The following is a 19,324-nucleotide window of genomic DNA, read 5'->3' on the forward strand; positions in this document are numbered from 1 at the left end:
TATTAGCACCTTTCTATGAAATATGGTATGATAAAGGATATACAAGGAGATAAAATGAATAATAATTTACTGGTATTACAATCAGACTTTGGTCTGGTTGATGGTGCGGTATCGGCTATGATTGGAGTGGCTTTAGAAGAATCTCCAACCTTGAAAATCCATCACTTGACGCACGATATCACGCCTTATAATATTTTTGAGGGGAGCTACCGCCTTTTTCAGACGGTGGATTACTGGCCTGAGGGAACGACTTTTGTATCGGTTGTCGATCCAGGTGTCGGTTCGAAACGTAAGAGTGTAGTTGCCAAGACTGCAAAAAATCAATACATTGTCACACCAGACAATGGGACTCTTTCTTTTATCAAGAAACACGTTGGCATTGTAGCTATTCGTGAGATTTCTGAAGTGGCCAATAGACGGCAAAATACAGAGCATTCTTATACATTCCATGGTCGTGATGTTTATGCCTATACTGGTGCTAAACTAGCCAGTGGTCACATTACTTTTGAGGAAGTGGGGCCAGAGCTCAGTGTGGATCAGATTGTAGAGCTTCCAGTCGTAGAGACCATCATAGAAGATCATCTGGTGAAGGGAGCAATTGATATTCTGGATGTGCGTTTTGGTTCGCTCTGGACCTCTATCACACGAGAAGAATTTTATAAGCTGGAACCAGAATTCGGTGACCGTTTTGAAGTGACCATCTATCATGCAGATATGTTGGTTTATCAAAATCAGGTTGTTTATGGCAAATCATTTGCAGATGTGAGAATTGGGCAACCCATCCTTTACATCAACTCTCTCTATCGTTTAGGTCTGGCTATAAACCAAGGTTCCTTTGCCAAGGCCTATAATGTGGGTGTCGGTTCATCTTGGACCATTGAAATAAAGAAAATAGAATTATAAAATAGGAGAATATAGATGAAAAATCAATCAATTAAACAAGTTGTTGCTATCGGTGTTGGAGCTGCGCTCTTTGTTGTCATCGGGATGATCAGCATTCCGACACCTGTTCCAAATACAAGCATCCAGCTTCAGTATGCGGTACAGAGCCTCTTATCTATCATTTTTGGCCCTCTAGTTGGTCTACTTGTTGGTTTAATCGGGCATGCGGTGAAGGACTCTCTTGCTGGTTACGGTCTTTGGTGGACTTGGATTATTGCTAGTGGTCTCTTTGGTCTAGCTGTCGGACTTTTTAGAAAATACATTCGAGTAACACAGGGTGTTTTTGAATTGAAGGATATTGTCTTCTTTAACCTCATTCAGATTATTGCAAATGCTCTTGTTTGGGGTGTCTTGGCACCACTTGGAGATGTTGTGATTTATCAAGAAGCAGCAGAAAAAGTATTTGCCCAAGGGATTGTTGCAGGTATTGCAAACGCGGTGACTATTGCTATCGCAGGAACTCTACTTTTGATAGCTTATTCACGTACGCAGACTCGTTCAGGAAGTTTGAAAAAGGATTAACATAAAGGAAAAGGCTGGGCAACCAGTCTTTTTCGATGTTTATAGACTAGTCAGGTAACCAGTCTAGGCTAGGAATCTTGTTGGTGCTAAGTTTTTAAGAGAAGAGTCTGCAAGAAGGGGTAGATTTATGATAAAATAGAAGTCTAAGAAGCGAATGAAGAGAGTAAGATGAAAGAAGCTATAATTGAGTGGAAGGATTTCTCTTTCCAGTATGAAAGTCAACAAGAACCGACCTTGCAAGGGGTGGATTTGACCATTTATAAGGGAGAAAAAGTCTTAATTGTTGGACCATCTGGGTCAGGTAAGTCTACCTTGGGGCAGTGTTTGAATGGGATTATTCCCAATATTTACAAGGGTAAGAAGTCTGGAGAATTTTTGATCAAGGGGCAAGCAGCCTTTGATATGAGCATCTATGACAAATCTCATCTGGTTAGCACAGTTTTGCAGGATACAGATGGGCAGTTTATCGGTCTGTCTGTGGCAGAGGATTTGGCTTTTGCTCTGGAAAATGATGTGACAGCTCTAGATGAGATGAAAAGTCGTGTTCATAAATGGGCTGAAAAGTTGGATCTCCTCTCTTTACTGTCTCAGCGTCCTCAGGATTTGTCTGGCGGTCAAAAGCAGCGAGTTAGTCTAGCTGGTGTCTTGATTGATGAGAGTCCGATTCTCTTGTTTGATGAGCCACTCGCCAATCTGGATCCCAAGTCAGGTCAGGATATTATCGAATTGATTGACCAAATTCATAAGGAAGAGGGGACGACGACCCTTATTATTGAACATCGTTTGGAGGATGTTCTGCATCGCCCTGTGGATCGGATTGTCTTGATAAACGATGGTCGTATCCTCTTTAATGGGAGCCCTAATCAGTTACTGGCGACTGATTTATTGACCCAAAATGGAATCCGAGAACCTCTTTATCTAACGACTCTCCGTCAATTGGGTGTGGATTTAGTCAAGGAAAAACAGTTAGCAAATCTGGATAACTTGTCTATCTCAAAAGGGCAGGTTCAGTTACAGACGGAACTGGCAAAAGAGATTCCAGATTTACAGTCACTCTTTAGACTAGAGGATGTGTCTTTTTCTTATGACGATAGACCAATTTTGAAATCCATTTATCTGGATATTAAAAAGGGTGAAAAGATTGCCATTGTCGGAAAAAATGGGGCTGGGAAATCAACTCTAGCCAAGGCCTTAAGTAGCTTTATTCAGACGGAAGGTCGCTATCTTTGGGAAGGACAGGATATAAAAGGAGATTCTGTTGCAGAGCGGGCGGAACGAGTAGGCTATGTGCTGCAAAATCCCAATCAAATGATTTCAACCAATATGATTTTTGATGAGGTGGCTCTAGGGCTTCGTTTGCGAGGTGTGGATGAGAAGGAAATTGAAACGAGAGTCTATGAAACTTTGAAAATCTGTGGTCTTTATGAATTCCGTAATTGGCCTATTTCTGCCCTTTCGTTTGGACAGAAAAAACGTGTGACTATTGCCTCAATTTTGGTCTTAGGAGCTGAAATCATTCTCCTAGATGAACCGACTGCAGGTCAAGACCAGAAGAACTATACTGAGATTATGGAATTTCTCGAAGAGTTGCATCAAAAAGGGCATACCATTGTCATGATTACTCATGATATGCAATTGATGCTGGATTATTCAGATCGAGCCCTTGTCATGGTGGATGGGGAGCTGATTGCCGATACTGATCCAGCTAGTCTTTTGAGCAATCCTGAGTTGTTAGTAAAAGCCAACCTAAAAGAAACTTCAATCTTCAACTTGGCCAAGAAACTAGACGTGGATCCACTTGCGTTAACGGCATTTTACAAAGAAAGGAGAGAAGGATGCAAGCTAAATTAATTGGTTACCAGCATAGAGATACTGTGATTCATCGCTTGTCAGGAGCTGGTAAACTCCTCTTTTTCATTCTCGTATCATTGGCGGCCATGATTAGCTATGATACCAGACTGCTTGTTCTGATTGCCATTTTTTCGGTTTTTCTCCTCTATTTGTCAGAAATCCGCTTTAAAGATGTTTCCTTTGTAGCCGTTTTTGCGACGGTATTTGCCGTTTTAAACGTTTTGATGGTCTATCTCTTTTCTCCCGAGTATGGGGTTGGACTTTACGGAGAAAGAAGTGTGATTTGGCAGGGAATCGGTGCCTACACTCTGACCAGTCAAGAGCTCTTTTATCTACTAAATCTGGCCATTAAGTACCTTTGCACCATTCCTCTGGCTATTATCTTTTTGATGACAACTCATCCTAGTCAGTTTGCTTCTAGTTTAAATCAAATTGGTGTGCCTTATAAGATTGCCTATTCTGTCAGCCTGACCTTGCGCTATATTCCAGATTTGCAGGAAGAATTCTTTACCATCAAGATGTCTCAGGAAGCGCGTGGGATGGAATTATCCAAGAAAGCTTCTCTTATGCAACGAATCAAAGGCAATCTGCGCATTATCACTCCCTTGATTTTTAGCTCGCTAGAACGCATTGATACCATCGCGACCGCCATGGAGCTTCGCCGCTTTGGGAAAGAGAAAAAACGCACATGGTATAGTTATCAGGCCTTGAAAAAAGGTGATTATCTTACCTTGCTCTTGGCAGCCTTGTTTTTAGTAGCTAGTTTACTACTTATTTTGCAGAATCAGGGACGATTTTACAACCCTTGGAAATAGCTTGAAAAAATTGAAAAAATCAAGTCGTTTCTATTGACAATGATTCTGAAAGTGTTATACTAAGAAAGTAGTTTCGCTGATTTACTTCAAACCTGTTGTGAGGTAAGTTAACGATGCCTTAACCACGCTGTTTGCTGAGCTTGACTCCGGGCAGTGTGGCTATTTTTTTGCAATGGTGAAAGGAAGCAAGTCATGACAAATCACATTGTATTATTTGAACCACAAATTCCACAAAATACAGGCAATATCGCGCGTACTTGCGCTGCGACCAATTCTCCCCTCCACATCATCAAGCCAATGGGCTTTCCTATTGACGACCGCAAGATGAAGCGAGCTGGATTGGATTATTGGGATAAGCTAGAGATTTATTTTTACGACAGTTTAGAAGATTTCATGTCTCAGATGAAGGGCAAACTCTATCTGATTTCGAAATTCGCTGAGAAAGTGTATTCTGAGGTGGATTTATCGACTGATGAGGACCATTATTTCCTCTTTGGGCGTGAAGACAAGGGCTTACCTGAGGATTTTATGCGGGAACATCCTGAGAAGGCTCTCCGTATTCCTATGAACGATGAACACGTCCGCAGTCTCAATGTGTCGAATACTGTCTGCATGATTGTCTACGAAGCCCTCCGCCAGCAGAACTTTGCAGGTCTTGAGCTCGTTCATACCTATGAAGCAGATAAATTGAAATAAATAATGAAAATGAACAAAATGCTTGCGCTTGCAAGCGTTTTTTGTTATGATAAAAGAGTCTTCAGGGCAGGGTGTGATTCCCGACCGGCGGTAAATTTGACTAGCTATTTTAGCTTTCTCGTCGTTGTCTTGTCTCGATATACTTTAAGTATTATCTTCGACTGCGACGCCTAGATAAATCTAAAATATCTTAGCCAAATAAGTCCGCGAGCGCAAGCTGATGTGGTGAGATTCCACAACCGACAGTATAGTCTGGATGGGAGAAGACGAAAGAATAGCTTTGTCTGTTCTGATAGATTTATAGCCAAACTGTAACCGCTTGCTCAACGGAGTTAGAGGGAACTTTTGGGATATAAAAAGTGAGAATAGATAGAGGAATCCTTTCTAACTTCTTCTGATTTTATAGAAAATTGGAGGAACCTGTTATGACAAACACACGTCGACTTTCGACCATTGCGATTTTATCAGCCATCTCATTTGTGCTGATGTACTTTGACTTTCCGCTTTTACCAGCGGCGTCCTTCCTCAAGATCGAATTTAGTATCTTGCCAGTCCTTGTGGGCTTAGTGGTCATGGATTTGCCTGCTGCTCTAGGAGTTCTCTTGCTTCGCTCACTCTTGAAACTGCTTCTTAACAGTCAGGGAGTGAATACTTACATTGGTTTGCCAATGAATATCGTAGCTTTGGGAGTTTTTGTCATCGTATTTGCTTTGATTTGGAAAAAGGAACGGACAACCCTTCGTTTCCTACTAGGCTCTCTAGCTGGGACTATTGGTTTAACCGTGGCTATGTTGGTTCTCAATTATGTTTATGCTGTTCCTTTGTACGCTAAGTTTGCTAACTTTGATATTGGAAAAATTTTGGGACTTTCCAACTACCTAATGACCATGGTATTACCTTTTAACTTGATTGAGGGTGTAATCTTTTCCGTTTCATTCTGGTTGTTGTATGTTCTCTTGAAACCAACCTTAAAACATTATGAGAGATAAACAAACATTTTTAATGAAGGGCAGTTTTGCCCTTTTACTTTTCGTTATTCTTGGCTACATGGTCAAATTTTACCCTGAAACGCTGGTCGGTTTTGACCAACCGATACAGACTGCCGTTCGAGGAGACTTGCCAGATTACTTGACTATTCTTTTTAGGGCCATCACACGCTTGATTGATATTCCAGTGATTATCACTTGGGTTGTCATTACAGCTTTTGTCTTTTATCGTAAGCGGTGGAAGGTAGAAAGTTTCTTCATGCTGGGAAATCTGGCTTTGGCAGGTCTTTTAATCGTGACCTTTAAAAATATTTACCAGCGCCCACGACCAGCTATTTTACACTTGGTTGAGGAGAAGGGATTTTCCTTTCCAAGTGGCCATTCTCTGGCTGTAACCTTGATGGTCGGTTCTCTGATTATCATTCTCAGTCAACGGATGAAAAATCCAGTCTGGAGAAAAATCGTACAAATCGTCCTTGGTCTCTACCTAGTCAGTGTGCTGGTATCAAGGGTCTATCTGGGAGTTCACTATCCATCAGATGTCCTTGCCAGTCTCTGTGTGGGCTTGGGAGTCCTGTTTATCGAGTTTCCCTTCTATGACAAGCTCCGATTCCAATGGCGATTTAAAGGCAAGCAGAAGTGAGTATCAAATTCCTTTGAGGAGAAAGAAATGAAAGTCAATATAGCAGATCTTCATCCGACTCAACTATACTTATCAGAAAAGAAGTTGCAAGATATTCAGATGCTTTACCAGTCGGCAGAAACAATCCAAGTCGATCCAATCAGTATTCTTGCCTTTGGAAATTGCTTGTTGATTACAGATGGACATCACAGGGCTTATCAGGCTTTATTGGCAGGTCGGGATACGATTTCTGCTGAGTGGGATAGAGATGGTGGTGATGAACTATATCATCTCTATGCGCAAGCTTGTGAGGAAAGAATGATTTACTCTGTTCTGGATTTAAAAAATCATATCTTAGCTCAAGATGAGTATGAAGCAAAATGGTATAACTGGTGTGATGGTTTTAATCAAGCAGCAACTATTTTGTGGAAAAGGAAAGCAGATGAAACGGATTTTACAAATAGATAATGCACTGCGTCTTGTTCCTTATTATAAGGTCAATCATTGTGAAGAAGCTTTTGCTTGGTATCAGGATGTGAACTTAGTTCACCTCGTAGATGGTGTGAAGAAACCTTATAGTCAAGAAACTTTGGAAGCTATGTATTCCCATTTGGATCAGCATGGTGAACTTTTTTGGATTGAAGTCAAGGAGAAGGGAGAATGGTTTCCAATTGGGGATGTTACACTATCTCAGGATAATCTCCCCATTGTGATTGGGAATTCCGCTTACCAACATCGAGGACTTGGAAAAAAGATTCTAAGTGCTTTGATTGAATTGGCTCGAGTAAAAGGATGGAAAGAATTGAGAGTCAAGGAAATCTACACCTACAATCATGCTTCTAGGAGGTGTTTCAAGTCGCTTGGATTTGTGGAAAATGGAGCAACAGAAAAAGGAATGAGTTTTGTATTGAAATTAATCTAATCTAACTTGTTTTTTAACTCAAAATCTGATAAACTATGTAGTAATTGAATAGAAATCTGCAAGACTAGTAACTCAAGGGAAGTATATCAGGGAGGAGAGCCGTGACTGCAAGCTCTCTATATGAAAGCTGGGTGAATTCACTTGTGCATGGATTTAGAAATGAAGGTCTGACTTGTCAGATAAAAACGGATGGTACCGCGTGTCAACGCTCCGAGTGGAGTTTTTGGCATGTGGTTTTCTTTTTATCTACGAGAGACTGATGGAGGAATTATGTCAACTATTGAAGAACAATTAAAAGCGCTTCGTGAAGAAACGCTGGCTAGCTTGAAGCAGATTACTGCTGAAAATAAAAAAGAGATGCAAGATTTGCGTGTTTCTGTCCTTGGGAAAAAGGGTTCACTTACTGAAATCCTCAAAGGGATGAAAGATGTCTCTGCTGAGATGCGTCCGATTATCGGGAAACACGTCAATGAAGCTCGTGATGTCTTGACAGCAGCCTTTGAAGAAACAGCTAAACTATTGGAAGAAAAGAAAGTCGCAGCTCAACTGGCTAGCGAGAGTATCGATGTGACACTTCCAGGTCGCCCTGTTGCGACGGGTCACCGCCACGTTTTGACACAAACCAGTGAAGAAATCGAAGATATTTTCATTGGTATGGGTTACCAAGTCGTGGATGGTTTTGAAGTGGAGCAAGACTACTATAACTTTGAACGTATGAACCTTCCGAAAGATCATCCAGCCCGCGATATGCAGGACACATTCTATATCACTGAAGAAATCTTGCTCCGTACTCATACATCTCCTGTGCAGGCGCGTGCTATGGATGCTCATGATTTCTCTAAAGGCCCTTTGAAAATGATCTCACCAGGGCGTGTCTTCCGTCGTGACACAGACGATGCGACCCACAGTCACCAATTCCACCAAATCGAAGGTTTGGTTGTTGGGAAGAACATTTCTATGGCAGACCTTCAAGGAACCCTTCAGTTGATTGTGCAAAAAATGTTTGGCGAAGAGCGTCAAATTCGTTTGCGCCCCTCTTACTTCCCATTCACAGAACCATCTGTTGAGGTGGATGTTTCGTGCTTCAAATGTGGTGGTGAAGGATGTAACGTATGTAAGAAAACTGGTTGGATTGAAATCATGGGTGCTGGTATGGTTCACCCACGTGTTCTCGAAATGAGTGGAATTGATGCAACGGTCTACTCTGGATTTGCCTTTGGTCTTGGACAAGAGCGTGTAGCTATGCTCCGTTACGGCATCAACGATATCCGTGGATTCTACCAAGGAGATGTCCGCTTCTCAGAACAGTTTAAATAAGATTGAAACCTGAAACACAGTCCTAGTCAGCTACTCTTGACGAGAAATGGTGAGGACTGACTCGAAGAAAAAGAAAGGAATTGAAAAGGTCTTACTTGGTGGGACCTTACAATCAGAATTATGCTTGTATCTTATAAATGGTTAAAAGAATTGGTGGACATTGATGTGCCATCACAAGAGTTGGCTGAAAAAATGTCAACCACAGGGATCGAGGTAGAAGGTGTGGAATCACCGGCTACCGGTCTCTCAAAAATTGTCGTCGGTGAGGTCTTGTCTTGCGAAGATGTGCCAGAAACTCACCTTCATGTTTGTCAGGTTAACGTTGGCGAAGAAGAAGCCCGTCAAATTGTTTGTGGTGCACCGAATGTGCGTGCTGGTATCAAAGTCATGGTGGCTCTTCCAGGAGCTCGCATCGCTGACAATTACAAGATCAAAAAAGGGAAAATCCGCGGTCTTGAGTCACTTGGGATGATTTGTTCCCTTGGTGAATTGGGAATTTCTGACTCAGTTGTGCCTAAGGAATTCGCAGATGGAATCCAAATCTTGCCAGAAAAAGCCGTTCCTGGGGGTGAAGTCTTCTCATACCTAGACTTGGATGATGAAATCATCGAACTTTCAATCACACCAAACCGTGCAGATGCCCTTTCTATGCGTGGAGTAGCTCACGAAGTGGCTGCCATCTATGACAAGGCGGTCAACTTTAAAGAATTTACTCTTTCAGAAACTGACCAAACTGCAGCAGATGCTCTTTCTGTGGGCATTGAGACAGACAAGGCGCCTTACTATGCAGCTCGTATCTTGGACAATGTGACTATCGCACCAAGTCCACAATGGTTGCAAAACCTTCTTATGAATGAAGGTATCCGTCCTATTAACAACGTGGTGGACGTGACAAACTACATCCTGCTCTACTTTGGTCAACCAATGCATGCTTTTGACTTGGATACCTTTGAAGGGACTGACATCCGTGTGCGTGAAGCTCGTGCTGGTGAAAAATTAGTGACCTTGGATGGTGAAGAACGTGACTTGGAAACAAATGACCTAGTCATCACTGTCGCAGACAAGCCAGTAGCCCTTGCAGGTGTCATGGGCGGTCAAGCAACAGAAATCTCTGAGAAATCTAGTCGTGTCGTCCTTGAAGCTGCAGTCTTCAACGGAAAATCAATCCGTAAGACTAGTGGTCGCCTCAACCTTCGTTCTGAGTCATCTTCTCGCTTTGAAAAAGGGATCAATGTGGCAACAGTCAATCAAGCCCTTGATGCGGCAGCTAGCATGATTGCAGAGCTTGCAGGTGCGACGGTACGTAAAGGTATCGTTTCAGCAGGTGAGCTTGATACCTCTGATGTGGAAGTTTCTTCAACTCTTGCCGATGTTAACCGTGTCCTCGGAACTGATCTTTCTTATGCTGATGTAGAAGACGTCTTCCGTCGTCTTGGCTTTGGTCTTTCTGGAAATGCAGACAGCTTTACAGTCAGCGTACCACGTCGTCGTTGGGATATCACCATCGAAGCAGACCTCTTTGAAGAAATCGCTCGTATCTATGGTTATGACCGCTTGCCAACCAGCCTTCCAAAAGATGATGGTACAGCTGGTGAATTGACTGCAACCCAAAAACTCCGCCGTCAAGTTCGTACGATCGCTGAAGGAGCAGGTTTGACAGAAATTATCACCTACGCTCTAACAACTCCTGAAAAAGCAGTTGAGTTTACGGCTCAACCAAGTAACCTTACGGAACTTATGTGGCCAATGACAGTGGACCGTTCTGTCCTCCGTCAAAATATGATTTCAGGTATCCTTGATACTGTTGCCTACAATGTGGCTCGTAAGAACAAAAACTTGGCCCTTTATGAAATCGGAAAAGTCTTTGAGCAAACTGGTAATCCAAAAGAAGATCTACCAAACGAAATTAACAGTTTTGCCTTTGCCTTGACAGGCTTGGTTGCTGAAAAAGATTTCCAAACAGCAGCGGTTCCAGTTGATTTCTTCTATGCTAAAGGAATCCTTGAAGCCCTCTTTGCTCGTTTGGGACTAGAAGTGACCTATACAGCTACAGCTGAAATCGCTAGCCTCCACCCAGGTCGTACAGCAGTCATTTCACTCGGTGACCAAGTTCTTGGTTTCCTTGGTCAAGTACACCCAGTCACTGCTAAGGCTTACGATATTCCAGAAACGTATGTAGCTGAGCTCAACCTTTCAGCCATCGAAGTAGCCCTTCAACCTGCTGCTCCATTTGTGGAAATCACGAAATTCCCAGCAGTCAGCCGTGACGTTGCTCTTCTCCTCAAGGCAGAAGTAACTCACCAAGAAGTTGTAGATGCTATCCAAGCTGCCGGCGTGAAACGTTTGACAGATATCAAACTCTTTGATGTTTTCTCAGGCGAAAAATTGGGACTTGGTATGAAGTCAATGGCTTATAGCTTGACTTTCCAAAATCCAGAAGATAGCTTAACGGACGAAGAAGTCGCACGCTATATGGAAAAAATCCAAGCTTCTCTCGAAGAAAAAGTCAATGCAGAAGTGCGTTAAATCATCAATCCATCCTTCGGGGTGGATTTTTGCTTTTCAAATAACAATTCAGGATTAAAAATAGACAGTTGAGGAACAGAGAAGATAAATTGAAGTTTGCTACTGTATAATGTACTCATAGCTCAAAGTATTCCAAGATTTTTTACTAAAATGAGGATGATAAAAATGGACAAAAATTATTGTAAAGGCTATCAAAAAAGAGTATAATGAGTGAAAGAAATTTCGGAGGTGAAAGATGCTAGAAGTAAGAAGTCTAGAGAAAAGTTTTGGACCCAAGCAAGTTTTGTTTGGTATTGACTTTCAAGCACGACCAGGTCGTATTTTGGGACTAGTCGGGAAAAATGGTGCTGGAAAGACAACGATTTTCCACAGTATTTTGAAATTCCTAGAATATCAAGGAGAAATTAGTCTAGATGGTCAGGATATTCGTCAGGAGACCTACGCTCGGATTGGCTATCTGCCTGAAGAACGCAGTCTCATACCTAAATTGACAGTCCTTGAACAAGTTCGTTACTTGGCGACTCTAAAAGGTATGGATGCCAAGGAGATCAAGGAAAAACTCCCTCAATGGATGAAGAGGTTGGAAGTGAAAGGGAAGCTGACTGATAAAATCAAGAGTCTGTCAAAAGGAAATCAGCAGAAGATTCAGCTCATTATTACTCTGATTCATGAACCAGACTTGATTATCTTGGATGAGCCTTTCAGTGGATTGGACCCAGTTAATACAGAATTGCTCAAACAAGTCATTTTTCAAGAAAAAGAACGTGGGGCAACCATTATCTTTTCTGACCATGTCATGACCAACGTCGAGGAGCTTTGTGACGATATTCTCATGATTCGAGATGGTCGTGTAGTCTTGCATGGGCCGGTCCAGGATGTCCGTAATCAATACGGGAAAACGCGTCTCTTTGTTTCAAGTGAGCGAAGCAAGGAAGAATTGGAAAAACTTCCTCATGTTAAACAGGTGAGCTTGACCAAACAAGGCAGTTGGAAATTGATCTTGGAGGATGAGAGCGCTGGAAGGGAACTCTTCCCAATCTTGACTCAGGGGCAATATATTGCAACCTTTGATCAACAAGCGCCAACAATCGATGAAATCTTTAAACTAGAATCAGGGGTGGAAGTATGAGAAATATGTGGGTTGTAATCAAGGAAACCTATCTTCGACATGTCAAATCGTGGAGCTTCTTCTTTATGGTGATTTCACCATTCTTGTTTATCGGTCTCTCTGGAGGAATTGGCTATCTCCAAGGCTCATCAATGGCTCAAAGTGGTAAGATAGCAGTGATTAGCACGGTTCCAGCTGTGACAGAAGGTCTCAAATCTACCAATGGTCTCAATTTTGATTATCAGGATGAAGCCAGTGCCCAAGTTGCTATCAAAGATGAGAAAATCAAGGGTTATCTAACCATTGACCAAGAGGACAGCGTCCTCAAGGCAGTCTATCACGGTGAAACTTCCCTTGAGAGTGCTATTAAGCTAGGAGTAACGAGCAAGTTAAATGAGCTTCAAGATCAACTCAATCGTTCGGCAGCTAATTTGTCGCAAGAGCAGGAAAAACGCTTGGAACAAACAGTTAACTTTACGGAGAAAATTGATGAATCCAAGGAAAATAAAAAAATGATTCAAACAATTGCGGCTACAGCGGTTGGAGCCTTTCTCTATATGATTTTAATTACTTATGCTAGTGTCACTGCTCAGGAAGTGGCTAGTGAGAAAGGGACTAAAATCATGGAGGTGGTCTTCTCTAGCATTCGAGCTAGCCATTATTTCTATGCTCGTATGCTTGCCTTGTTACTCGTGATTTTGACTCATATCGGCATCTATGTCGTGGGTGGTCTCGCTGCAATTCTGCTCTTTAAGGATTTGCCATTATTAGCTCAGTTTGGTATTCTGGACCATTTGGGAGATGCTTTCTCTCTAAATACCTTGCTCTTTATTTTGGTCAGTCTCTTTATGTACGTAGTTTTAGCAGCCTTCCTAGGTTCTATGGTTTCTCGTCCTGAGGATGCAGGAAAAGCCTTGTCACCTTTGATGATTATAATTATGGTAGGCTTTGTGGGAGTTACTGCTTTAGGTTCTGCAGGGGATAATTTGATCTTGAAAATCGGTTCATATATTCCCTTTATTTCGACTTTCTTCATGCCATTTAGAGCTATTAATGGTTATGCAAATGGCCTAGAAGCTTGGATTTCGCTTGCTATTACGATTGCTTTTGCAGTAATTGCAACAGTCTTTATTGGGCGTATGTATGCTAGTCTCGTTCTGCAGACAGATGATTTAGGTCCTTGGAAAACCTTTAAACGTGCCTTATCTTATAAATAGAAGAGCCTCGCGAAAGCGAGGTTTTTGAGAGACAAAAAGAGTGGAATTCAGAAAAATATTTTTCATATCTATTGACTTTTAGGGGTGAAATTTGGTATTATAGTAGGCGGTATTGTTTACCCCATTTGAAAGGCCCCGGAACCTTCCAAATACTTTTCGATGGGAAGGAACACCCATCACCGTAAACAAAAATCGAACTATATATAGGAGAAATCATGAACAAAACAACATTTATGGCTAAACCAGGCCAAGTTGAACGTAAATGGTACGTAGTTGACGCAACTGATGTACCACTTGGACGTCTTTCTGCAGTAGTTGCTAGCGTACTTCGCGGAAAAAACAAACCAACATTTACACCACACACTGATACAGGTGACTTTGTGATTGTTATCAATGCTGAAAAAGTTAAATTGACTGGTAAAAAAGCAACTGATAAAATCTACTACACTCACTCAAACCACCCAGGTGGATTGAAACAAATCTCTGCAGGTGAACTTCGTTCTAAAAATGCAGTACGTTTGATCGAGAAATCAGTTAAAGGTATGCTTCCACACAATACTCTTGGACGCGCTCAAGGTATGAAGTTGAAAGTATTTGTTGGAGCTGAGCACACTCACGCTGCACAACAACCAGAAGTTCTTGACATTTCAGGACTTATCTAAGGAAAGGAACAATAAAGTATGTCACAAGCACAATATGCAGGTACTGGACGTCGTAAAAACGCTGTTGCACGCGTTCGCCTTGTTCCAGGAACTGGTAAAATCACTGTTAACAAAAAAGATGTTGAAGAGTACATCCCACACGCTGACCTTCGTCTTGTAATCAACCAACCATTCGCAGTTACTTCAACTGTAGGTTCATACGACGTTTTCGTTAACGTTGTAGGTGGTGGATATGCAGGTCAATCAGGAGCTATCCGTCACGGTATCGCTCGTGCCCTTCTTCAAGTAGACCCAGACTTCCGCGATTCATTGAAACGCGCAGGACTTCTTACACGTGACTCACGTAAAGTTGAACGTAAGAAACCAGGTCTTAAGAAAGCTCGTAAAGCATCACAATTCTCAAAACGTTAATCAATACGATTATATCAACGTTTCAAAGCACTCAAAAGTTTACCTTATGGGTGCTTTTTTCGTGTTTTTTTAAAAAGTTTACCTCAAAGTTCACCTTGTTTTTACCTTATTGTTTTAGAGACTTTAAAGCAAATTCACCAACTGCTATAGGAACTACATTAGAAGTATTGACATAAATCTGAGTTGTACCTGTATCGCTATGAGTCAATGCTTCAGAAATGGCTTCTAAACTCATTCCTGCTTGTTTAGCAAGTGTTGCTCCTGTATGTCGTAATTTATGAGGTGTAGCATGTGCCAGTTCTTTATGTCGCTTTCTGATGCTTTTCATTTTATTGTTTAGATAGTCGGCGTGTAAAGGCTTATTGATGTTTCCTTTGGTATCGATATATGTAAAAACAAATTGTTCTGGATTACTGATGATGCCAAACTTTGCCAGCTCATATTTTTGTTGCTCTTTCCAAGAGGCAAGAAGTTGAAGTAAGTCATTAGAAATAGAGAAAATAGTTTTCTTATTTCCTTTAGTAGATTTTACTTGTCCATATCTATCTAAAGCTTGAATTAGCTGAATCTGCGATTTTGAAAAGTCTATATGTTTCCATTGAAGAGCATAGGTTTCAGATTTTCTATCGCCTAAGAAAAAAGTGAGATAAAATAGGACATAATCTTTAAGGGTTATTTTATCATTCTCTAAATCTTCTTGAAATGCTGAGAACCATTCTTGGAGTTGTTCATGAGTTAGATATAAATCTTCCTCTCTCTTTGACTCTGCAAGTTGAATCTTTTTAGTGGCCTTTATTCTTCTTAATATTTTTGCAACTCTATTTGCTTCAATATATTCAAGTTCTTCTGCCCAATCAAAAATGGAAATCACATAGCTACGTAAAGATTTGAAGTTCGCATATTCATTAGCCTTAGATGTCATTAGATTTAGGATAACTTGCTTATTTTGATTTAGAAACTGTATCGTATAGTTTCCAAGAAGTGGTAGTATATGTTTTTCAAAACATGTTTTGGTATTTGCAACTGTTGACCTGCTTGGTGGCTTAGAAGTAGATGTAGTTTGTCCTGCTTTATAAGAGTCCCACCAGATATTGTTATAGAAGTCTGAGAAAAGAATATCTTCTTTTCCTAGTCCTGTAAACTCATTATCTTCTATTTGATTTAACTTGGTAAGCAAGTCTATCTCAGCTTGTCTTGCCTCCTTTCTAGTTTTAAATCGCTTATCGTAATAGTTGCTATTGACAATTCCAAGTGGCATTCGTGCTTCTATTGGGATATAAACTTTTAAGCGAAAAGTTCCGTTCTTTGTCTTACTGATAGTCGTCATGATATTCTCCTTGTGTATCGAACCAGAAAATATCATGACTATTATAAAACAAAAATATAGATATTTCTAGTTTTGTGAGTAAAGCCATGAATTAATGGCTTCTTTATTAAATCGTATAGTCTTGCCTATTTTTATTGTAGGCAGTCCTTTCTTGATCCAACTATCTAGAGTATTGTTTGAGATGCCTAGATAGTGGCAAGCCTGCTGTTTGTTTAAAAAAGGGCTTTCAAGGTTACTATGGTGTAGCTTCTTTTCAATTTCTTTTGTGATAAGTTCAGCAAGTAGGAGCTGAATTTGTTTAACTTGTTCATCTGGTAGAATTACTTGCATAAGTTATTTCTCCCTATTGTGCTATAATTGAAGTATCAGTTGATTTTTAATCATCTGTATTTGCCTCATCAGTATTGCTCGCCAAAGTATCTTCTGAGGAGGTTTTTTTGTTGTTTTGGGGATTATAACGTCTAGAATCTAAAAATTTTGTAAAAAAGTAGGTTCGTTCAATTATTAATCCCAGTAGTGAAATATCTTTATTTCTAGCGTAGTGAACTAAGTCTTCGAACTCGGTAAAATCGTTATCGGTGATTACATCGATAACAGTTTCTAGAAATAAATTTGAATTTTGCTCTATCAAGAACTTATCAAGTTCGAATCCGCAACCTGATTCAATATCCTCTATATTGTATAAAGTTTTTTCAGGGTTTTCTGCATGTATGAAATAATCGTACATACCTTTTGGTGACATGACAACTTCAACGTGGGAAGGTGTATTGAGTTTCTCAGTAAGAAGCTCTGACACTTGGGAATAACTTTTTAGCGATTCAAAAAATAAGACTCCGTGCTTGTGCGATTTTTTAAATTCCCCAGTTTCCCTGTTAATGTCCTTATCATGCCAAGGGCTAAGAACAAATGGAATGTGTAACTCTTCGAGAATTTCTAAATAATTTTCTGGGGCACTTTCCTTATAGAATAGGAATGCCCATTTATTTGAACGTTTTTCTTTAGCCATTTTGTCTTCTTTCTATGATTATTGATTATTGATTTATTGGGGGTCGTAGTAACCCCAATAAATCTTCTCTTGGGGCTTGCCCCAAACCCCAGCCTCTCCTGCCCGATGATATCACACACTAAGAACGCTTGAGGACTGGCAAGGGACGGGGTAGTATTTTTCGACTTCGTTACGCTTTCGCTTTAGGCTTCGCTATACTACGCTGAAAAATCTCCACCCCTCAAAGCCCTTGCAAGGCCTCATTTTCCTACTGATTGGTAAGTGCCGACACTATACCGATGAGATAGCTCAAAAAGGGCTACTGTCGTCAAAACAAGTATAGCAGGAAAACCGCTATTCATACCTTGAGAAAAGCTCCTGAATTCGTAGATTCAAAATTTGCTGATTCTTAACTGGAATAGTCCGAAACATTCTCACAGGTTCGCCTTCTATTTGAAAATACCCATATCCCCTAGGCTTGACGATGACCTCGTCTTTTTCCATATCTGGGAAAAGTAACTGTCTATTGTTGCTTGCATTCAAAAAGCTAGTTGATAAACTGATGACACAATTAAAGTTATATCGTCCAGGCAAATCTACCAATAAGAATCGCTGACTGGATAAAATTATTCTGAAGCCTAGGCTTCTACCCATACTATTCATCATTAGCATTTTAGACAGTATTTCCTTGTGTTTCTTTTTATCAGTTTGTTCAAGATAAGCTAGAAATGCTTGCCACTCGTCAAAAATAAGATATAGATTGTGGTCATTCGTTTCTACCTTGCTTAATCTGTTTTCAAAGCGATTATAGATAGTTTCAAACATATCAAGACAGTTGAATCCACGAGCTACATGAGTCCCTGACATTGAGAATAGTTCATCATCAGCTTTAAAATCCATAAAATAAGCTTCAGCAGATGTATCATGGGTTGCCACAAGACCTATAAATCTATGCAAGAAGGTTGATTTCCCTGAACCAGACGGTCCTGCAATAATCCAAGCAAAATATCGGTTTATGTCAATGTTGAAAGGGGAAGGGTGTCCCCTACTGTTGACCTCGAAAACGTTTTTAATCATATTAGAAGTCCTCTTCTTGAATGATTTCAGTCTGTCTTGCCATACGATTGTGTGTCGCCTCTTCAAATGTTTTGACATCAAATTTAGCAACCCAACCAGCACCAACATTCATTTCTATGTGCATATAGTCAAGAGCAAATTCATTTGTGTATTTAGCCAACACTCCCATGAAATAATCTTCAAGCTCCTTTTGGGAGTTTGTGTCAAGATTATTAGCGAGATAGATCCAAACATCTATACCTCGTGTGGTAGCAGGATTTATAGTTTTTAACTGTAAATCATGAGATAAGTTTTGATTGAGATGATTGACCACGTTTTGTAAGACAGTACCTTTTCGGACTTGTAGTTGTTCATCAGCTTTCTTATTGAACCACCAAAGTGTGACATTTTGAATCAATGTAGTTATAAACTTAACTTGCTTGCCTGTTAACAAGAGGCATTGTTCCCATAAATTTTCATTTCTCTTAACAACCTCATCTGACACAATGAGAAACTGTCGTTTTAGAGAGATGTATAGAGTATTAAAACCTTGCCATATAAATAATGCAAGAATAAGATAAAAGAATATTTGTATCAACATATATGTTACCTCGTCATATAGTGAGTAGTTATCATCTACACAATGCAGATGATAACTCACTATGTTCGTCACTTATCTTAATGAAATATCAGCAAGTTCAGCTACAAGAGCGAGTCCGACCGGTTGCTTCAACTTGTCAAGAACAAATGACAAGTCATACTTGTTAAGTATGATGTCAGTATTGACCAAACCATCTAAACTCTCGTTTTGATAGTTCTTCAACTTGACTTTGAACGTCGGGCAGTAATTTTGTTGACCAATACTAGCGAACTGTTCATAGAGTTCGACATCTACGCATGTAAGAGATGCCCATGGTCGTTGATTATCTTGACCCTCGTTTATGATTCCATTGTTTGTATTGATTACTTTGATATCTGACGAGATATCAATAGAAGTTGACAAAGCATATAAAAATGCTCTCGCGCTTTCGTAGTTTCCTATGATTAATTTTTTCTCTTTTGACATATGAATGCCTCCTTTGCTAATCTTCCGTCTGACTAGCAATTTTAACTTTGAATGATAGGACGGTCTATATTTGAATTGGTTAGCTAACTTATGACACTAGTATATATTTTTTTTGTTCCATGAGCAATGTGAGGGATTAATATAGTTGGTGTCTCTTTTTTGACACCATTATTTAAAGAATCTTCTTTATGTAAAATATATAAATCATGATTAATATTTTCGATTAAAATAGGCTTTTTATCTATATTGTTTCTAATAAGTGATTTGGATATTAATAATTGAACAACTTATCA

General features: G+C 40.2%; 21 protein-coding genes and 1 riboswitch. Of the genes, 15 read left to right on the plus strand and 6 right to left on the minus strand.

The genetic code is table 11. The features are described from left to right. The first annotated feature begins 54 nt into the window (after positions 1-54). The 15 genes from QM818_RS01835 (at position 55) to rpsI (ending at position 14,597) form a co-directional block, all read left to right on the plus strand. On the plus strand, positions 55-903 hold the full coding sequence (locus QM818_RS01835) for an SAM hydrolase/SAM-dependent halogenase family protein (RefSeq protein ID WP_049501846.1): 849 nt from the start codon (positions 55-57) through the stop codon (positions 901-903). A gap of 15 nt (positions 904-918) precedes the next feature. Beyond that, the gene (locus QM818_RS01840; protein WP_033684338.1) at positions 919-1,464 is read left to right on the plus strand and encodes an ECF-type riboflavin transporter substrate-binding protein; all 546 of its coding nucleotides are present in this window, start codon (positions 919-921) and stop codon (positions 1,462-1,464) included. A gap of 168 nt (positions 1,465-1,632) precedes the next feature. Continuing rightward, positions 1,633-3,315 carry an ABC transporter ATP-binding protein gene (locus QM818_RS01845; protein WP_141230567.1) on the plus strand — a complete coding sequence of 561 codons (1,683 nt, stop codon included), beginning with the start codon at positions 1,633-1,635 and terminating at the stop codon, positions 3,313-3,315. Continuing rightward, positions 3,300-4,130 (plus strand): energy-coupling factor transporter transmembrane component T family protein, encoded by an 831-nt coding sequence (locus QM818_RS01850; RefSeq protein ID WP_001148089.1) that lies wholly within the window; start codon positions 3,300-3,302, stop codon positions 4,128-4,130. Before QM818_RS01845 ends, QM818_RS01850 begins: the two co-directional genes overlap by 16 nt. Before the next feature lie 192 nt (positions 4,131-4,322). Next, on the plus strand, positions 4,323-4,826 hold the full coding sequence (locus tag QM818_RS01855; protein WP_084950046.1) for a tRNA (cytidine(34)-2'-O)-methyltransferase: 504 nt from the start codon (positions 4,323-4,325) through the stop codon (positions 4,824-4,826). A gap of 53 nt (positions 4,827-4,879) precedes the next feature. After that, positions 4,880-5,098, plus strand: a riboswitch (FMN riboswitch). A 153-nt stretch (positions 5,099-5,251) separates the two neighbouring features. Then, positions 5,252-5,815: an ECF transporter S component gene (locus QM818_RS01860; RefSeq protein ID WP_000185834.1), complete on the plus strand. Its 564-nt coding sequence runs from the start codon at positions 5,252-5,254 to the stop codon at positions 5,813-5,815. After that, positions 5,805-6,455, plus strand: a complete 651-nt coding sequence (locus tag QM818_RS01865; protein ID WP_024056908.1) for a phosphatase PAP2 family protein — start codon at positions 5,805-5,807, stop codon at positions 6,453-6,455. Before QM818_RS01860 ends, QM818_RS01865 begins: the two co-directional genes overlap by 11 nt. A gap of 27 nt (positions 6,456-6,482) precedes the next feature. Next, complete coding sequence (locus QM818_RS01870; RefSeq protein ID WP_000867300.1) at positions 6,483-6,902, plus strand: chromosome partitioning protein ParB; 420 nt, start codon at positions 6,483-6,485, stop codon at positions 6,900-6,902. Positions 6,903-6,906: 4 nt separating this feature from the next. After that, the gene (locus QM818_RS01875) at positions 6,907-7,356 is read left to right on the plus strand and encodes a GNAT family N-acetyltransferase (RefSeq protein WP_025171450.1); all 450 of its coding nucleotides are present in this window, start codon (positions 6,907-6,909) and stop codon (positions 7,354-7,356) included. 270 nt (positions 7,357-7,626) lie between these two features. Continuing rightward, positions 7,627-8,673, plus strand: a complete 1,047-nt coding sequence (gene pheS, locus QM818_RS01880) for a phenylalanine--tRNA ligase subunit alpha (RefSeq protein ID WP_031237702.1) — start codon at positions 7,627-7,629, stop codon at positions 8,671-8,673. A 120-nt stretch (positions 8,674-8,793) separates the two neighbouring features. Continuing rightward, the gene (gene pheT, locus QM818_RS01885) at positions 8,794-11,199 is read left to right on the plus strand and encodes a phenylalanine--tRNA ligase subunit beta (protein ID WP_254753668.1); all 2,406 of its coding nucleotides are present in this window, start codon (positions 8,794-8,796) and stop codon (positions 11,197-11,199) included. A gap of 235 nt (positions 11,200-11,434) precedes the next feature. After that, the gene (locus QM818_RS01890; protein WP_254753669.1) at positions 11,435-12,328 is read left to right on the plus strand and encodes an ABC transporter ATP-binding protein; all 894 of its coding nucleotides are present in this window, start codon (positions 11,435-11,437) and stop codon (positions 12,326-12,328) included. Further along, complete coding sequence (locus tag QM818_RS01895) at positions 12,325-13,524, plus strand: ABC transporter permease (protein WP_254753670.1); 1,200 nt, start codon at positions 12,325-12,327, stop codon at positions 13,522-13,524. The genes QM818_RS01890 and QM818_RS01895 overlap by 4 nt, the downstream gene beginning before the upstream one ends. A gap of 215 nt (positions 13,525-13,739) precedes the next feature. After that, on the plus strand, positions 13,740-14,186 hold the full coding sequence (rplM, locus tag QM818_RS01900; protein WP_001044624.1) for a 50S ribosomal protein L13: 447 nt from the start codon (positions 13,740-13,742) through the stop codon (positions 14,184-14,186). A gap of 18 nt (positions 14,187-14,204) precedes the next feature. After that, positions 14,205-14,597, plus strand: a complete 393-nt coding sequence (rpsI, locus tag QM818_RS01905; RefSeq protein WP_000075973.1) for a 30S ribosomal protein S9 — start codon at positions 14,205-14,207, stop codon at positions 14,595-14,597. A gap of 106 nt (positions 14,598-14,703) precedes the next feature. Here rpsI and QM818_RS01910 read toward each other — a convergent pair whose 3' ends face one another. The 6 genes from QM818_RS01910 to QM818_RS01935 form a co-directional block, all read right to left on the minus strand. Beyond that, the gene (locus QM818_RS01910; RefSeq protein ID WP_060956191.1) at positions 14,704-15,924 is read right to left on the minus strand and encodes a site-specific integrase; all 1,221 of its coding nucleotides are present in this window, start codon (positions 15,922-15,924) and stop codon (positions 14,704-14,706) included. Positions 15,925-15,990: 66 nt separating this feature from the next. Further along, a complete protein-coding gene (locus QM818_RS01915) occupies positions 15,991-16,254 on the minus strand; it encodes a helix-turn-helix domain-containing protein (RefSeq protein ID WP_060956190.1) in 264 nt (87 codons plus the stop codon). Positions 16,255-16,300: 46 nt separating this feature from the next. Further along, positions 16,301-16,930, minus strand: a complete 630-nt coding sequence (locus QM818_RS01920; protein WP_060956189.1) for a replication protein — start codon at positions 16,928-16,930, stop codon at positions 16,301-16,303. Positions 16,931-17,263: 333 nt separating this feature from the next. After that, on the minus strand, positions 17,264-17,986 hold the full coding sequence (locus QM818_RS01925) for an ATP-binding protein (protein WP_060956188.1): 723 nt from the start codon (positions 17,984-17,986) through the stop codon (positions 17,264-17,266). A gap of 1 nt (position 17,987) precedes the next feature. After that, positions 17,988-18,566 carry a hypothetical protein gene (locus QM818_RS01930; protein ID WP_223299859.1) on the minus strand — a complete coding sequence of 193 codons (579 nt, stop codon included), beginning with the start codon at positions 18,564-18,566 and terminating at the stop codon, positions 17,988-17,990. Between the two features lie 72 nt (positions 18,567-18,638). Then, positions 18,639-18,968 (minus strand): hypothetical protein, encoded by a 330-nt coding sequence (locus QM818_RS01935; protein ID WP_414299835.1) that lies wholly within the window; start codon positions 18,966-18,968, stop codon positions 18,639-18,641. Positions 18,969-19,324: the final 356 nt, after the last annotated feature.

Origin of the sequence: Streptococcus mitis, assembly GCF_047464035.1 — a bacterium.
GTDB lineage: Bacteria > Bacillota > Bacilli > Lactobacillales > Streptococcaceae > Streptococcus > Streptococcus mitis_DX.

Coding starts and splice junctions, on each gene's coding strand:
- QM818_RS01835 (WP_049501846.1), top strand. CDS start 55: ATGAATAATAATTTACTGGTATTACAATCAGACTTTGGTCTGGTTGAT.
- QM818_RS01840 (WP_033684338.1), top strand. CDS start 919: ATGAAAAATCAATCAATTAAACAAGTTGTTGCTATCGGTGTTGGAGCT.
- QM818_RS01845 (WP_141230567.1), top strand. CDS start 1,633: ATGAAAGAAGCTATAATTGAGTGGAAGGATTTCTCTTTCCAGTATGAA.
- QM818_RS01850 (WP_001148089.1), top strand. CDS start 3,300: ATGCAAGCTAAATTAATTGGTTACCAGCATAGAGATACTGTGATTCAT.
- QM818_RS01855 (WP_084950046.1), top strand. CDS start 4,323: ATGACAAATCACATTGTATTATTTGAACCACAAATTCCACAAAATACA.
- QM818_RS01860 (WP_000185834.1), top strand. CDS start 5,252: ATGACAAACACACGTCGACTTTCGACCATTGCGATTTTATCAGCCATC.
- QM818_RS01865 (WP_024056908.1), top strand. CDS start 5,805: ATGAGAGATAAACAAACATTTTTAATGAAGGGCAGTTTTGCCCTTTTA.
- QM818_RS01870 (WP_000867300.1), top strand. CDS start 6,483: ATGAAAGTCAATATAGCAGATCTTCATCCGACTCAACTATACTTATCA.
- pheS (WP_031237702.1), top strand. CDS start 7,627: ATGTCAACTATTGAAGAACAATTAAAAGCGCTTCGTGAAGAAACGCTG.
- pheT (WP_254753668.1), top strand. CDS start 8,794: ATGCTTGTATCTTATAAATGGTTAAAAGAATTGGTGGACATTGATGTG.
- QM818_RS01890 (WP_254753669.1), top strand. CDS start 11,435: ATGCTAGAAGTAAGAAGTCTAGAGAAAAGTTTTGGACCCAAGCAAGTT.
- QM818_RS01895 (WP_254753670.1), top strand. CDS start 12,325: ATGAGAAATATGTGGGTTGTAATCAAGGAAACCTATCTTCGACATGTC.
- rplM (WP_001044624.1), top strand. CDS start 13,740: ATGAACAAAACAACATTTATGGCTAAACCAGGCCAAGTTGAACGTAAA.
- rpsI (WP_000075973.1), top strand. CDS start 14,205: ATGTCACAAGCACAATATGCAGGTACTGGACGTCGTAAAAACGCTGTT.
- QM818_RS01910 (WP_060956191.1), bottom strand. CDS start 15,924: ATGACGACTATCAGTAAGACAAAGAACGGAACTTTTCGCTTAAAAGTT.
- QM818_RS01915 (WP_060956190.1), bottom strand. CDS start 16,254: ATGCAAGTAATTCTACCAGATGAACAAGTTAAACAAATTCAGCTCCTA.
- QM818_RS01920 (WP_060956189.1), bottom strand. CDS start 16,930: ATGGCTAAAGAAAAACGTTCAAATAAATGGGCATTCCTATTCTATAAG.
- QM818_RS01925 (WP_060956188.1), bottom strand. CDS start 17,986: ATGATTAAAAACGTTTTCGAGGTCAACAGTAGGGGACACCCTTCCCCT.
- QM818_RS01930 (WP_223299859.1), bottom strand. CDS start 18,566: ATGTTGATACAAATATTCTTTTATCTTATTCTTGCATTATTTATATGG.